General features: G+C 43.5%; 15 protein-coding genes. 9 read left to right on the forward strand and 6 right to left on the reverse strand.

Annotated elements, in window-relative coordinates; genetic code table 11:
- Positions 1-251: 251 nt before the first annotated feature.
- Positions 252-851 (reverse strand): class I SAM-dependent methyltransferase, encoded by a 600-nt coding sequence (locus tag NX845_RS19860; protein ID WP_004730240.1) that lies wholly within the window; start codon positions 849-851, stop codon positions 252-254.
- 161 nt (positions 852-1,012) lie between these two features.
- Between NX845_RS19860 and NX845_RS19865 the strand changes: the two genes are divergently transcribed.
- On the forward strand, positions 1,013-1,891 hold the full coding sequence (locus NX845_RS19865; protein ID WP_004730238.1) for a LysR family transcriptional regulator: 879 nt from the start codon (positions 1,013-1,015) through the stop codon (positions 1,889-1,891).
- A 61-nt stretch (positions 1,892-1,952) separates the two neighbouring features.
- Here the strand turns inward: NX845_RS19865 and NX845_RS19870 are convergent, their stop codons facing one another.
- Positions 1,953-2,303, reverse strand: coding sequence for a hypothetical protein (locus NX845_RS19870; RefSeq protein ID WP_004730237.1), 351 nt, complete (start codon positions 2,301-2,303; stop codon positions 1,953-1,955).
- A 337-nt stretch (positions 2,304-2,640) separates the two neighbouring features.
- Between NX845_RS19870 and NX845_RS19875 the strand changes: the two genes are divergently transcribed.
- Entirely contained in the window at positions 2,641-3,537 is an 897-nt protein-coding gene (locus NX845_RS19875; RefSeq protein WP_004730235.1) for a cation diffusion facilitator family transporter, read from the forward strand.
- Positions 3,538-3,587: 50 nt separating this feature from the next.
- Here the strand turns inward: NX845_RS19875 and yddG are convergent, their stop codons facing one another.
- On the reverse strand, positions 3,588-4,517 hold the full coding sequence (gene yddG, locus NX845_RS19880) for an aromatic amino acid DMT transporter YddG (RefSeq protein WP_260257091.1): 930 nt from the start codon (positions 4,515-4,517) through the stop codon (positions 3,588-3,590).
- Between the two features lie 283 nt (positions 4,518-4,800).
- Positions 4,801-5,475, reverse strand: coding sequence for a pyrimidine 5'-nucleotidase (gene yjjG / locus NX845_RS19885; RefSeq protein WP_065682757.1), 675 nt, complete (start codon positions 5,473-5,475; stop codon positions 4,801-4,803).
- Between the two features lie 225 nt (positions 5,476-5,700).
- Here yjjG and NX845_RS19890 point away from each other — a divergent pair, with 225 nt between their 5' ends.
- The 3 genes from NX845_RS19890 to NX845_RS19900 all read left to right on the forward strand — a co-directional run bounded on the left by NX845_RS19890 (position 5,701) and on the right by NX845_RS19900 (position 8,415).
- Positions 5,701-5,853, forward strand: coding sequence for a hypothetical protein (locus NX845_RS19890; protein WP_175400157.1), 153 nt, complete (start codon positions 5,701-5,703; stop codon positions 5,851-5,853).
- Between the two features lie 260 nt (positions 5,854-6,113).
- Positions 6,114-7,262, forward strand: a complete 1,149-nt coding sequence (gene yiaY, locus NX845_RS19895) for an L-threonine dehydrogenase (protein ID WP_065682758.1) — start codon at positions 6,114-6,116, stop codon at positions 7,260-7,262.
- Between the two features lie 229 nt (positions 7,263-7,491).
- Positions 7,492-8,415 carry a hypothetical protein gene (locus tag NX845_RS19900; protein ID WP_065682759.1) on the forward strand — a complete coding sequence of 308 codons (924 nt, stop codon included), beginning with the start codon at positions 7,492-7,494 and terminating at the stop codon, positions 8,413-8,415.
- Positions 8,416-8,590: 175 nt separating this feature from the next.
- On the opposite strand, the gene NX845_RS19905 is transcribed toward NX845_RS19900, so the two are convergent.
- The gene (locus NX845_RS19905) at positions 8,591-9,025 is read right to left on the reverse strand and encodes a YccF domain-containing protein (protein WP_065682760.1); all 435 of its coding nucleotides are present in this window, start codon (positions 9,023-9,025) and stop codon (positions 8,591-8,593) included.
- A gap of 247 nt (positions 9,026-9,272) precedes the next feature.
- Here NX845_RS19905 and NX845_RS19910 point away from each other — a divergent pair, with 247 nt between their 5' ends.
- Positions 9,273-9,398 (forward strand): hypothetical protein, encoded by a 126-nt coding sequence (locus NX845_RS19910; RefSeq protein ID WP_017060906.1) that lies wholly within the window; start codon positions 9,273-9,275, stop codon positions 9,396-9,398.
- Between the two features lie 142 nt (positions 9,399-9,540).
- Here the strand turns inward: NX845_RS19910 and NX845_RS19915 are convergent, their stop codons facing one another.
- Positions 9,541-10,617, reverse strand: a complete 1,077-nt coding sequence (locus NX845_RS19915) for a low specificity L-threonine aldolase (RefSeq protein ID WP_065682761.1) — start codon at positions 10,615-10,617, stop codon at positions 9,541-9,543.
- A 303-nt stretch (positions 10,618-10,920) separates the two neighbouring features.
- Here NX845_RS19915 and NX845_RS19920 point away from each other — a divergent pair, with 303 nt between their 5' ends.
- The 3 genes from NX845_RS19920 to NX845_RS19930 all read left to right on the forward strand — a co-directional run bounded on the left by NX845_RS19920 (position 10,921) and on the right by NX845_RS19930 (position 15,229).
- Entirely contained in the window at positions 10,921-11,535 is a 615-nt protein-coding gene (locus NX845_RS19920; RefSeq protein ID WP_065682762.1) for an NAD(P)H-dependent oxidoreductase, read from the forward strand.
- Positions 11,536-11,538: 3 nt separating this feature from the next.
- Positions 11,539-13,464 (forward strand): monovalent cation:proton antiporter-2 (CPA2) family protein, encoded by a 1,926-nt coding sequence (locus NX845_RS19925; RefSeq protein ID WP_054547053.1) that lies wholly within the window; start codon positions 11,539-11,541, stop codon positions 13,462-13,464.
- Between the two features lie 541 nt (positions 13,465-14,005).
- Positions 14,006-15,229 (forward strand): DUF819 domain-containing protein, encoded by a 1,224-nt coding sequence (locus NX845_RS19930; protein ID WP_017079746.1) that lies wholly within the window; start codon positions 14,006-14,008, stop codon positions 15,227-15,229.
- Positions 15,230-15,322 lie beyond the last annotated feature (93 nt).

The following is a 15,322-nucleotide window of genomic DNA, read 5'->3' on the forward strand; positions in this document are numbered from 1 at the left end:
TAGCTTATCTATGAAAGAAGCCAGTGTTGGCGTTGATAGTGATAGTAATAGTAATAGTAATAGTAATAGTAATAGTAATAGTAATAGTAATAGTAAAGATATTGAAGATATTGAAAGCACTCACTGACTCGCCTGTTTGAAACACAAACGACTAAAAATAGAAAACCCACATAACTGACCTTAAGATCGTTGATGTGGGTTTCGTTATTTTAGATGAGCATTACCGAGGCTAGCTCTAGGCATACACAGGATTACAGATGAGGAAGCACTTGTTTGCGTCCAACACCCATCAATACCTTTAACTCTCCTTGTGGAGTGTTGATCGAGAACGGCGTTGATACTTCAACCACTGCAAAGCCAGCTGCACTCAATACATTCTCTGAGCGCTGTTGGCTTACACCGTAATCTTCGCTGTCATTCTCTAAGTACCAATCCCAGTGTACAAACGTGCCGTCGTTTTCAAGCAGCGTGTAAATCAGACTGACTGTGTCTTGTAGGTTCGGGATAAAACCACACACCGAAGAGGCTACCACTAGGTCAAACTGGTTTCTGAATGCTGGATGCTGCGCTGCAAGCCCGCGCGATAAAAGATCAACCACCGGTTCAACGTTGGGTAACTCTTTCTTATCTAACTCTTCAATCATCCCTTCAGAGATATCAAGTGCGATGATCTCTTTTGCTAAAGGAGATATTTTCTGGCTGAGTAGTCCTGTACCACAACCAAAATCAAGGACACGGGTTCCGTTTAAATCAACGAGCGGTGTTAACTGGTCAAATACGGACTGTGCGAATACTGCGGTCGCGGGATCTTTATCCCAATCAACGGCGTACTCGTCCCATTGTTTCGCCATCATGGCCTCCATCTTTACTTCTTGTAGGTTCGGAACTTCCCCAGAATAAACCAAATTAGTCAATTCGTCATAGAGTTATCATGCAAAGATGGACTATTTCTAAGATAGTCAGCACAATATTCAGATAATATGCACCGACCCCCGCTCAATATGGAAATGAAATGAACCTTTCTCAAGTCCAAGCCTTTTGTTCTGTTGCTGATTTAGGATCAGTGTCTGAAGCTGCACGCCAGCTAGAATGCAACCGAACCAAACTCAGCATGTCGATTAAAGCCTTGGAAAAAGAGTTAGATGTCGAGCTGTTCGTACGCAGCGGAAACCACGTTGAACTTTCTGAAGCGGGCAAAGCCATTTACAAAGATTGCGAAGGCTTATTGGTGACAGCAGCGCGTATTAAACAGACCTGCTTGCATGTTTCAGGTGAATTTAACGCGGAAATTTGGATCGCACGAGATGACTCCCTACCCGATGGAATGTGGCAGGATTTATCTCACGCCTTGAATAACAAGTACCCTTCTACCTCATTCAACTTTGTTCTCGCGTCAAGCGGCGACTTAGCTAACTTGGTTGAAACTCAGCAAGTCGACTTCGCATTTGGCGTCGATTACGAACGTGTCGATGACCCAAGAATTATCTACAATCCACTTGGTAAGATTCGAATGATGTCTGTGTGTAAGAAAGGACATGATCTGAGTGCGATGCGACGAGTATCGGATGAAGTATTGAGAAATTCGATGCAAGCGACCATGGTTTATCTCAATGAGAAGGATAATCCTGAGCTTGAGCCCTTCTCTCGCCGTTACATTGGCTTCTCTAGCTTCGATTTCATGTTGGATACAATTTTACGTGAAGAGGCGTGGGGCGTAATGCCAGAGCCATTGATTCGCCATTTATTGCGTGAACAAGAGCTAGCGGTGATCAAGCACACGTACGGCTTAACACAAGAAGACTACTGTATGTTTACCGCGGCAGGTATGGCAGAACACCCTGGTATGAATTGGTTAGCGGATCAGATCAGCGATTACTTGTTTGATTTTTAAAGTGTCAGATAATGTTCTATCTCGACACTTAAAATCATCTAACAAATAGAAAGCCCTCTCTTTAAAAGACCATCACATGATCAACTAAATAGCGTCCGTCTTCTTCAACCAACACCATTTCAGCCACAAACTCGCCTTTCGCAATGGTATACGCTTGCTTCCACACAAAGGCGATAGAATCTGAGCGTCTAAATAGTGCGACCTGCTTTCGTTCAGCAAAAAAGCCATTGCTGTGTTGATAATGGTGACATACCTTTTCTAAATATTCCGGCGTAACAATGTCTTTCATCCTTTGGGTAAAGTCTCGACAGTGTTGCGCATGATCAACCTTAGTTGAACCGTCCATCAAGTTATCCATGATCGGGTTAGCAATCACCCACAATTCGTTATCACTGATATCGTCAAACTTCATATTGATCCATTCCTTGTCCATTCCAATCCGTGCTCTCAGTCTCAGTCTCAGTCTCAGTCTCAGTCTCAGTCTCAGTCTCAGCAGAGTCTAGGAAATCAATGAGCCCCTAGCGACTAATGTGTTTTATTAATCATAAACGATCCTATTTCAGTTGCACACCATCCCCAAGAAACACTCAACGTCAATTTTACTGACACCGAAATCTGCCAATAAGTGATTGAATAATAACAGCTTGAATATAAAACGAGTTACTGACATATAAACATCATCAGATAAAGTTTGTAAAGTCAGCTCAATATTAGAACAATGAAGTTATCAAAAACATCTGGAAAATTTTATGTGTGACAGGAAAAGCCAAAACGAAAATCGAGTACTATTGTTCTCAGCCCTTTTAGCATCAGGCTTCGCAGTTGGCGGATTGGTGTTGGGTCTTCTCGTTGGCTCTCTGGTCATAGTATTTGACGGTGTCTATTCTCTTATCAGCTTACTGCTAACTTTATTGTCACTAGCTGCATCGAAATACATTAATCGCCCATCAGATAGGGAGTTCCCGTTTGGTCGAGCCATCATTGAACCAATTGTGATTGCGATTAAAGCAATTGTGATTCTGCTAGTGGTTAGCTATTCACTTTACTCTGCGATTGGTGCGCTGATGACGGGTGGTCGTGAAGTTGATGCTTCTATCGCGACTCTGTTTGGTATTTTCAACGTGTTGGGTTGTGGTTATGCTTGGTGGTACATCGCTAACAAGAGCAAGCGTATTTCTTCAGGTCTGATTCAAGCAGAGTCTAAGCAGTGGCAGATGGATACGCTACTGAGTGTGGCAGTAACGGCTGGTTTCGTAGCAGCTTGGTTAATTACCTTTTCTCCACTTGCAGAATACGCGGTGTATGCCGACCCAATGATGATGTTGCTGATGTCTTTCTACTTCATCAAAGTGCCTTTCGACATGTTACGTGAAGCAATGCGCGAACTGCTTATGATGTCGGCAAACAAAGATATTTGTGACGCGGTAGATAAGAACGTTGTCGCGGTAGACAAAGAAGCGGATCAAGATTTGGAGCTGATGGGTGTGACTAAGGTTGGCCCAGAACTAAGAATTAACGTTGATATTCATACTAACGACCAACAAGCCATTGCGGTCGATGATATTGAACGAACGCGCCGCCAGCTTAAGCGACGCCTATCTAAGATGCCTTATGAGCTTCAATTGAATCTCAATGTTGCGAGTTAAGTTTTCCACAGCAAGCGAGGACACTCCTCACCCGAGAACATAAACTCAGATTAAGAGTGAGATTGAACCTTTTTAGAAGCCGACGCCTTTGCCGTCGGCTTTTCTCTTGTTACCCACCAGCAAGCCAGTGAACCAACGGTTACCATACAAACGCCCTGCCAAAATGTCATGGTCAACGACAAGCCTAAAATCAACGAAGAGAGTACGGTTGCGAAGATTGGCGTAAAGTACGACATGGTCGCAAGAAATACCATATTGCCACCCAGAATTGCCGTATTCCAAAGTGCATAACCTGCGCCCATACAAGCGCCAGCTAACGCTAAATCAATCGCCGCACTCGTTGTCATAACCATGCCTGTTTCATCACTCAATGCGTATTTGATCCACAGAGTGATCGCCGTAGCGATAAAGAAAAGCACAATCGCATTCTGTCCTTTAGCAACGCGCTGGGTGTAGTTGCAGTAAACGGCCCAAATAATCGCACCAAAAAACGCCATAGAATAGGTTTTAGGGTTAGTCGCAATGTTGGCAGCAATTTGATCAACAGATAGACCTTGGCCACCACTGATGCTCCAAGCCACACCGAAGAATGCCAAAAAGATACTTGGATAAACCAACCAGTTAATCTTCTTGTCGCTCAGCAACACCGCAAACAACACCGTCAGTGCCGGCCATAGATAGTTGATTACTGCCATCTCTATCGCTTGATGTCGGCTGTTCGCCATTCCCAAAGCCAGAGCCAGGAAAATCTCATAACAAACGAACAAGGCGCCGCCAATCAGCAAGTAAGACTTAGAAAAGCGTGACAACTTTGGTAAACCCATAACACAGACCAACAACAGTGCACTCACCGTGTAAAGGCTGGCAGCACCACCAATTGGACCTAGCTGTTCTGAGACACTACGAGACAGAGCAATCAAGCAGCTCCATAGTAAAATGGCGATAATACCGTAGCAGCTATAACGATGAGATTTCAGCACGCCTCTTCCTTTATCTGTTTTGATGGTCACTCTATGGTTAAACCAAGTTCAAAATAATTAGCCGAGTACATATTCGTACTCGGCCATCAACACTTTGTTTACAAAGCATCTATCAATTTTCAAAGCACCAATCAATTAACGAAGCATCAATCAACTTACGAATCTACGAATCATCAATCAATTTGCAAAGCATTGGTCAATTAACGAAATCAACCGATTATGATTGCGTACTCGCTAGTAGCAGTCAGTTGTTAACTATTAACTATTAACTATTAACTATTAACTAAGCCAACAGTAGAGCTTGTAAGTCAGCCAAAGACTTCACTTGATAGTGAGGGTTGATGCCAGCTGGTGTTGTCTTTTCTTGACTGTTTAACCAGCAAGTTTCAATGCCAAAATCGAGTCCGCCTAGAATATCTGAATGTGGGTTATCCCCGACCATCAATATTCTTTGTTTCGATGGCAATCCAACCAGCTTATGCGCATAATCAAAAATCTCGGCATCCGGTTTGGCGACCCCAACCTCTTCAGAAATAATCACGTGATCAAAGTAATCCGTCATTCCTGTACGCTCTAAACGGATAGATTGAAGCTCTGTAAAACCGTTAGTAATGATGCCCATGTTCACTTTGCCTTTTAAAGACTCCATCAACTCTTGCGCACCCGGTAACAAAGAACAGATATCCGCCATCGCAGTTAAAAATGCACTGTTTAAAGCAGCGGTTGTTGTTTCAAGCTTTTCAGCCCAGCTTTCGAAGCGCGTATGTTTCAGTTGGTCTGCAGTAATGCGACCATCTTGGTAATCGACCCAAAGTGGTAAGTTAACCTTTTGATAAGCCGAATAATCTTGCTCGCTGAAATCCACACCAAAGCGAGAAAACATCAGCTTCATTCCTTGATAAGCATCAAAATGGAACAAAGTTTCATCTGCATCAAAGAATATCCAATCGTACTTCATTTTATTTCCTATTATTCGCGCTGTTGAGCAGTGCATGCACTGTTTTTATCGTTGTTTTTATCGTTGCCTAAAAGGGCGGAGCATCACTTTACCCTCAATTTTGTGAGCCTGTATATAAATCTAATAATTTATAGAAAACAAGCCACAAGTCATGATGTATCGCAAATTTTGCCACATATTAAACCAATACCATACAAGAAATACACTTAGGTACCGGGAGGTACTATGAAGCACTTTTTACCGTCGTCTGTCATGCTCACCCCTTTTCTTGTCAAATACTATGACGAGGAGCCAGAAGGCACGCTTGATTCTGAAGAGTCACAAGAACCTCAAATTGAATGCAGTGATGACTCAGATAAAAAGTCGACACAAGCCTAACTAGATCAGCTTTCAATGAAAAAGCTTACTTTTCATTGTTATAGAGCACCATTTTGCCCTTAGTTGAATCAATTTATCACTATCCATTACTGACAAAGAACACAGCCAAAATCCATGAAAACGATTGCTATATGAGCCCTATCACAACGACTAGCCACAAAGTGGTAGTTCGGAATCAAAGTTGTTCCAGATCAATGGTCAACCACTTGAATGCCGACAACATGTAGGAAATTAAAAATCATAATTAACGGAGTTTTCCAATGTCTACTGCATTTTACATCCCTACAATCAACTTCATGGGTACTGGCTGTTTGAAAGATGCTGCTGATAGCATTCAGTCTCAAGGATTCAAAAAAGGTCTGGTCGTTACTGATAAGATCCTGAATCAAATTGGCGTAGTTAAGCAGGTACAAGATCTTCTTAGCCAGCGTGGCGTAGACGCAGTTATATTCGACGGTACTCAACCAAACCCAACCATTACTAACGTGAATGATGGCCTTGAATTGCTGACTGACAACAATTGTGATTTTGTTGTTTCTCTAGGTGGCGGTTCTCCACATGACTGTGCAAAAGGTATCGCTCTGGTTGCTTCTAACGGCGGCAAGATTGCTGATTACGAAGGCGTAGACCAATCTGAAAAGCCAATGATGCCACTGATTGCTATTAACACCACGGCTGGTACTGCATCTGAAATGACGCGCTTCTGCATCATTACTGATGAAGCTCGCCACATCAAGATGGCTATTGTGGATAAGCACACAACACCACTAATCTCAGTAAACGATCCTGAGTTGATGCTTGCTAAACCTGCATCACTAACTGCTGCAACAGGCATGGACGCGTTAACGCACGCAATCGAAGCTTATGTTTCTATCGCAGCAACGCCAATTACAGACGCTGTAGCAATTAAAGCAATCGAGCTTGTGCAAGCACACCTAAGAACAGCGGTAGCGCACGGCGAAGACATTGAAGCTCGTGAGCAAATGGCTTACGCGCAGTTTATGGCGGGTATGGCTTTCAACAACGCTTCACTAGGTTACGTTCACGCAATGGCGCACCAACTAGGCGGTTTCTACGACCTTCCACACGGTGTATGTAACGCTATCTTGCTTCCACACGTTCAACGCTACAACGCACAAGTTTGTCCTGAGCGTCTACGTGATGTTGCAAAAGCAATGGGTGTGAATGTTGAAGGCATGACTGCAGAACAAGGCGCAGAAGCGGCGATCAACGCGATTGTTCAACTTGCAAACGACGTGAACATCCCAACAGGTATCGCGCAACTTGGTGCGAAGCTAGAAGACATCCCAACGCTGTCTGACAATGCACTGAAAGATGCTTGTGGTTTCACTAACCCTAAACAAGCGACACACGAAGAGATCTCAGCAATCTTCGAAGCGGCAATGTAATCTAGATACAAGTCACTTCTTATAGCTAACACAAACGGGCTCACCTCTGAGCCCGTTTTCTTTTTTCTGTCCGATGCCTTTCAAATATTTTCCTTCTCCACTAGCCGCTAATCACTAATCACTAATCACTAATCACTAATCACTAATCACTAATCACGAAAAAGTCGCATTGTTGCAATCGCTTAGTTATAGTTAAACTATTGATATATAGAATGACAAACAGGTTCCATTGAGTCGTAAGAAAGCTAGCACCTCATTATTAGCATCACTTCTTGCTTACTCCGCTCAAGCAGAGGAGCAAAATGAGTGCCACAGTCAGCCGTTAGAAGACGCCCCTGTCGAAAAAGCTTACCATTTCCTGAACAGTAAATTTTGCCAACCCGCTCTGTGGTTTGACAGTTTTTTTGTTGATGACCGCATTACCGAAGATGCCAGAGCTGGCACGTCCGTCCGTTGGTATAACGATTTTATTTACTCGGAAGGTGGCGATGTCGACTACTCAACAAAACTCAAGGCGCGTCTGCATCTTCCTTTTGTGAGTAAACGCCTAAAGTTGATCTACGAGTCTGTCAGCGATGAAGAGTTCTTGGATTTTTTCCCGAATGATTCAGATGAATTGGACAGTGCGTTAGGCCTGCGTTACGACGCTTATGCCAAAGGTTATAGCAGCTTCAATATTAAGGCGACATTACGACCGCGTATTGAAGCTCGCTATCGTTTTACCTACCCTCTCACAACCGATGTGGTATTCAGACTTACCCAGCGGATATATCAAGAAAAACAAGAAACTGGCGAGATCACTGACGTCGATTTTGATCTTTCTTTAAGTGATGATTTCTTGGCTCGATGGTCAAGCTTTGCAGGGTACAACGACGATCTCAAAGGTTGGAACTATGGTACGGGATTAACCTTGTATCACTACCTTGCCCAAGACCAAGCACTTCAATATAGCGCTACAATTAATGCAACAGATGAGCCTCATAATCATTACGAATACGCTCAGGTTTCGGTTACCTACCGACAAAACGTATGGAAAGAGTGGCTGTTCTACGAACTCATCCCTCGCTATCAATGGGAGCGAGAACCCCATGAGAAACATACCGAAGAAGCCAACATCACCCTTCGGCTTGAAGTCCTGTTTAACAATGTCTAGCTCTATAATGTGTAGCTCTATAATGTTTAGTTCAACAACGTATAGTTCAACAGTATCTAGCTCAACAACGCCTAGTTAGTGCTTGAGATATAAGCATCGAGAGATAAGAACAGAGGCACAAAAAAGCACATCATACGATGTGCTTTTTCAGTTTAATCAGGCTGAGAGTGTAATCTTAACCTTTGTAATTTCTTACTCGCGCTGCTTCTGCTTCACGTTTATCGACAACTGTCTTACCGATTGGCGCCAGCGAGATAATCGCGAGCTTAAGATGTTGAATCGCGAACGGAATACCAATGATGGTAATGAAACACGCCACAGCTGACATGATGTGACCGATTGCTAGCCAGATACCCGCAAATAAGAACCAAATCACGTTACCAATAACGCCTAGCGGGCTCGTACCGATGTCCATTTCATTGGTCAGCTCGTCACGCGAAATCGCTTCCTGACCAAATGGGAAGAATGAGAAGTTACCCATAACAAAACACGCTCTACCCCATGGAATACCAACAATGGTAAGGAATGCGAGCAGTCCGAAGAACCACCAAGCTAGTCCCATAAATACGCCACCGAACAGAAACCAAATGATGTTTCCTATTGTTTTCATTCTGTATTCTCCAAATCTTGTAATACTGTTTATTTCATATGCCGAATAAGGCAATACTTGTTCTAATAGGTTCATTATTGTTGAACCTTTATGAACCGTTTATGAATCACTTACATTTTATGTGATTGATACACGCCACGAAACGTCAAATCCGCATAGGGCTCATCGATTTTATTTGATACCATGCTCTTAGATTTTTAGTACCACAAAGCTAAACAGCTACAACAACTAATTGAAGGCCGAATTTATGAACAACACTGAGCAACCTAAAAAGAAAATGAAAAACTGGGTGCCAATCGTCTTCTTCGGACTTCTCAGCACAGTCCCAGTGTTCATGTTCTTAGTCGACGTGTACATCAACCAGTATATGTAACAGAGCCGGACATCCTAGCTATATAAATGGATATAAGAACCCTTTCCTGTATCCATTTCAGTTCCAATTAGATCAGTTCTTCTTCAGTCAGCTCTTCTGTAATCAACTCAACTCTTCCGTGATTAAATCAGCTCTTCGTTAATCAAATCAGCTCTTCGCTAATAAAATCTAGAATGTCTATCAGCTCATGATCAGGCAAATTTAGTAGGTTATCCCCTACATACCATTCAATCTTACATTGGTTTGGCAACTCACTGATCGCTGGGTTTCCTATCCAAATCTTGTGTTTCTTCGCTATGTTATCTCTCACAATAATGCCGTCTTCATAGCTCACAGGTAAATATAGGTGAAGCATGTTGACCTGCGGTTGCTGCGGGTTAACCGTGAACTGAGGATAATCGAGTAAGATTTGGTAGATCTGTTTTGTTCGTTCAAACAGTGATGGCATCAACTCTAATCGCTCATCAAACTGCATTGCCGCTGAAACCACATAAGGCGTTCGGTGATAAACATTGCCGCCTTGACGCTTCATCCACGCAGATGCTTTCGCCACAAAGGCTTTATCACCCAGTAACAGTGAACCACCGAGGCCGTTCAGCCCCTTATAAAGCGAAACATAGGCACTATCAAAACCCTTAGCAATTTCGCTGTATGGTTTTTGGTAATACGCGCCGCATTCCCACAAACGCGCACCATCCAAATGAAGGTGAATTGATTGTTCTTTGCAGTACTGCTTGATCGCTTCAAGCTCATCCCATTCTGGTAATTGACCACCGATTTCACGCATGGGTAATTCATATAGAGCGGCTGCAATCTCATCAGGCCACGCCTTTAAGTCATCAACATTCCAAGTGCGAAATACGTTGCCGACTGGAAGTACGTTGAAACGGTTTTGGAGCTGATACCCTTGGCGTTCATGACGCATAATATGACTCGATTCATGCATCGCCACTACAGGGTTTCTTTTCTCTTGGCACGCAATTTCTAATGCTGTTGGTTGATTCATGGTGCCGGTAATCACAAATACAGCCGCTTCATAACCTAGCAGTTCCGCGACTTTGTTTTCGAAGCTCTCGATAAACTCACCATCGCCGTAGCTATCATGGCTCACATTGTGTGTCTCACACCATTCAGCCATCTGAGCGAATGTTTGTGCTGGAGTCGGTTCTAAGTGACCGGAAAGCAACAAATCACATTGTTGACGCAAGTCCATGCTCATAGTTTTTCCTTTATTCATTATCGTTCTATGTAGGGTTATTGGATTATTTACGTTACCCACCAACGGTGACATAAAATGCCCATATTCGCTTTTACTATTCGTGAATAATTAGTTTTACTCAGTCATCAGCGGCTTGTGCCAGAAATACTCAAATTAACGGATGTTTTATATAATTAAGTACCTAAAAACACACGCATCTAAATAGATAAGTATGGGCTAATTCGTTGTTGTTCAACCATTCTTCTATTATTGTATATCTATAATTCCAATAAATATTATTCGTTAATGGACAAAGAGGGCTATATGTCGAAAAATCGAGTCTTGGTGCTATTCGCCCACCCTTCTCAGCATCGCTCTGAAGCTAACAAACCCTTATTTGAGCAAGCCAAGCGTATTGAAGGCGTCACCTGTGTCGACCTCTATGCTGAGTACCCAACATTCAAGATCAACATCGACCGTGAACAGAAACGCCTGTTGGACCATGACATCATCATTTTTCAATTCCCACTATATTGGTACTCAACCCCCGCGATTCTTAAAGAATGGCAAGACCTTGTTCTCGAGTACGGTTTTGCTTATGGCACCGACGGTAATGAACTGCAAGGTAAAAGTTTGTTATGCAGTATCACCGCTGGTGGCAAGAAAGATGCTTATCAAACTGATGGCTATAACCACTTCACCATACGTGAACTGCTTCACCCAATCGAACAAACGGCATCTTTGTGCGGTATGAACTACTTGGCTCCATTGGCTTTGTTTGGTTCACGTACTGCGTTGGAAGAAGGTCGAATTCAAGATCACGTAAACAGCTATAAAGTGCTTTTAGAAGCTTTTGTTACGGGCGAAGTCGACCTTAAAAGAGCAAGTAAGGCTGAAAAGCTAAACCATTACGTTGATGAACTGATGAGCAGAGGTTAAATCATGACAGGATATTTTCTACAAGCATTTATCTATTTGCTTGCCGCAGTCATCGCGGTCCCTATCGCCAAAAGGCTTGGTCTTGGCTCTGTACTTGGTTACCTGATTGCAGGTGTTGTGATTGGCCCAATTATCGGTTTAGTTGGCGAAGAGACGACAACCATTCAACACTTTGCCGAATTCGGTGTAGTGATGATGCTGTTCTTGGTCGGGCTTGAACTTGAACCTAAGATGCTTTGGGCAATGAGAAACCGCCTTATGGGTCTTGGTGGTCTGCAAGTTGGCGGCACTACCGCGATAGTCATGGGTATTGCTCTGTTCTTTGGGCAGCCTTGGACGATAGCACTCACCATCGGTTTGATCTTTGCACTGTCATCAACCGCAATTGTTCTACAAACATTCAATGAAAAAGGGTTGTCCAAAACTGAAGGTGGCAAGAACGCTTTCTCTGTTCTGCTTTTCCAAGATATTGCCGTCATCCCTATGTTGGCGTTCATTCCTCTGTTAGCGTTGCCAGAATTAATTGAAGCTGCACAAAGCGCGGTCGCTTCAGCTTCTGATCACCATGAAGAGTTAAGTCTCGTTGCGGGCCTACCCGGTTGGGCTTATGGCCTTGTGATCACGGCATCTATTGCGATTGTTGTTGTCGGCGGGCACTTCTTGAGTCGACCACTGTTCCGCTTTGTTGCAAGCTCAGGTCTGCGTGAAATCTTTACTGCAACCGCACTGATGTTGGTGATTGGTATTGCTGCACTAATGAGCCTAGTCGGCCTATCACCGGCTTTGGGTACCTTCCTTGCGGGTGTGGTATTAGCCAACAGTGAATTCCGCCACGAACTTGAGTCTAATATCGACCCGTTTAAAGGGCTACTACTTGGCTTGTTCTTTATTACCGTAGGTGCAGGCATCAACTTTGATGTCCTATTCAACGACTTTGGTTTGATCATTGGCCTCACCCTTGGTGTAATGCTACTCAAAGCCTTGGTGCTATTTACGTTGGCGTTAATCTTCAAAATCAAAAACAGTGACCGTTGGCTGTTTACATTGAGCTTGGCGCAAGCCGGTGAATTCGGTTTTGTCCTACTGAGCTTCTCATCCCAAAACCATGTACTGCCAGCCGATATTGTTCAAACACTGTCGCTGGTTGTTGCACTTTCAATGTTCCTAACACCAGGATTATTTATTCTATTTGATAAAGTGATACTTCCTCGTTACGAGCAAAAGTCTAACGATCGCGAAGAAGATACCATCGAAGAGAAAGGTACGGTGATCATTGCTGGTATTGGCCGATTCGGTCAGATTGTTAACCGCTTATTGGTATCAAATGACGTCAATACTGTGGTTTTGGATCATCAAGCTAATCAAGTCGACTTGCTACGTTCAATCAACATCAAATCTTACTTTGGTGATGCGACTCGTCATGACTTATTGCATACCGCTGGTATAGAAGAAGCCGCAATGTTGGTTGTAGCTATCGACAACCAAGACTCAAGTGTTGAATTGGTCAAATACGTTAAACACAACTACCCTAAAGTAAAAATCTTAGCGCGTGCATTCGACCGTGGTCATAGCTACCGCTTAAGAGAAGCGGGTGCAGACTTTGTGGAATCAGAGACCTACCATTCTGCTCTTGAAATGGGTGCAGAAGCCTTGCGTTCTTTGGGTCATCACCCATTCTTTGTTGAACAACAAAAATCGACGTATCAACGTGTTGAAAGCCGTAAGTCTGAAAAGCTCTACCAAGCTTGGTCTGAGGCAGAAGAGAACCCGCGCTACGACAACAACTACCGACAAATCTTCATTCACCTTGAAGAAGCAATGAAAGAAGATATGAAAAAAGACCGTTCAGACAAGCACTCTCGCTCTGAACGAGGTTGGACACCGCCACCGAAAGGCTATGCTGATGGCTTTGAGGAAGAAGAGTCCTAAGCAGAACTCTAAATAACGGCGCTAGATAACCATACTAGGCAACCATCAAAAGCGGCTATTTAGGCCGCTTTTTCTTTCATTGAACCCCTACAAAACGTCAAATGAGCATGAGTAGCGGGTGCTAGAACTCGTAATCCGAAAGATTTATGTGATCTAGCTAAAATTTTTAATTTCTGACCACATGGCAAAAGTGAATTCACTTTTTACATTATTGAAACATTCCAACCTCGCATAAACCACACCGTAAGCATGGCTATATATGCACTCATTTAAGTCATTCAATCATCGCCTCAATTCATAGCGACCACCCTCTAAGGCTTGAGTTACATTGCATATATCTAAATACGCCGCACAAGCTCCAACTTAACCATTCACCATGCAAATAAGTAGCGTACTGTATTCACAAATTCAACCCATTAAAATTAACATAAACATTTCAAAACATGTCTATCGTTACAATTTGTAACGAATAGCGGTTATCGGTATAGTCCTGCAATTCAAAAAGTGAGACCTTTGCGCTCACCTTAAAGGAGATATAATAATGATTACTAATGATGCTGTAATAATGGGCATGTTGGCTGTTATTCTTGGCGGTGTTTTTATCACGGAAAGTAGCCAAAATAGCGCACTGAAAAAATTCTACTCGTTCGTTCCGGGTCTATTGCTCTGTTACTTTGTTCCTTCTCTACTGAACAGTTTAGGCATCATCGACGCATCAAACTCTAAGTTATACTTCGTTGCAAGCCGCTACCTTTTACCAAGCGCACTCGTTCTACTGATCATCTCAGCAGACCTACGTAAAATCTTTGGCCTTGGTTCAAAAGCCGTCATCATGTTCCTAACCGGTACTGTCGGCATTATCATCGGTGGTCCGCTGGCTATCTTGATCATCGACCAAATTAACCCTGACCTCGTATCTGGCGACGTATGGCGCGGCCTTACAACCGTTGCTGGTTCTTGGATTGGCGGCGGTGCAAACCAAGCAGCAATGAAAGAAGTGTTCGAGGTTGATGACCAACTCTTCTCTGCAATGATTACGGTTGATGTTATCTGTGCAAACATTTGGATGGCCGTGTTACTTATCATGGCAGGTCGTCAGAAGAAGATTGATGCATGGTTAAAAGCGGATACTTCATCTATTGAAGAGCTAAAAGAGACCGTTTCTAAATACCAAGAAGAGAACGCTCGCCCAACAACCACAACCGATCTCATGAAGATCACGGGGATTGCGTTCGGTCTTACCGGCCTAGCTCACCTTTTCAGTGACATGATTGCACCGTGGATCTCAACCAACGCTCCAGAACTTGCGAAATACAGCCTAACATCTGGTTTCTTCTGGTTAATCGTAATGGTGACAACGTTCGCGCTCATCGCTTCATGCTTCAAATCAACACGCAGCCTTGAGCACAGTGGCGCGTCTAAAGTGGGCTCGGCATTCATCTACATCCTAGTTGCAACTATCGGTATGCAAATGGATGTGACGGCTATCTTAGACAACCCAGGCTACTTCTTCATTGGTATCACATGGCTAACTATCCATGCCATTCTAATGATTGTGATGGCGAAACTTATCCGTGCACCACTGTTCTTCATGGCTGTCGGTAGCCAAGCTAACGTTGGCGGCGCAGCATCGGCTCCTATCGTAGCAGCTGCATTCCACCCAGCATTAGCGCCAGTAGGTATCCTAATGGCAGTATTGGGTTACGCTCTCGGTACATACGGTGCTTACATCTGTGGTCTCATCATGCAGGCTGCTGCGGGTTAATAGAATCGCTTCAATCTGTCTCGTCCTAAAATACGTTGACGATTTTAGTAAGCCAGTAACGCAAGTTGCTGGCTTTTTTCATGCATCTTATTT

Source organism: Vibrio sp. NC2, from assembly GCF_025195005.1.
GTDB classification, from domain to species: Bacteria; Pseudomonadota; Gammaproteobacteria; order Enterobacterales; family Vibrionaceae; genus Vibrio; species Vibrio splendidus.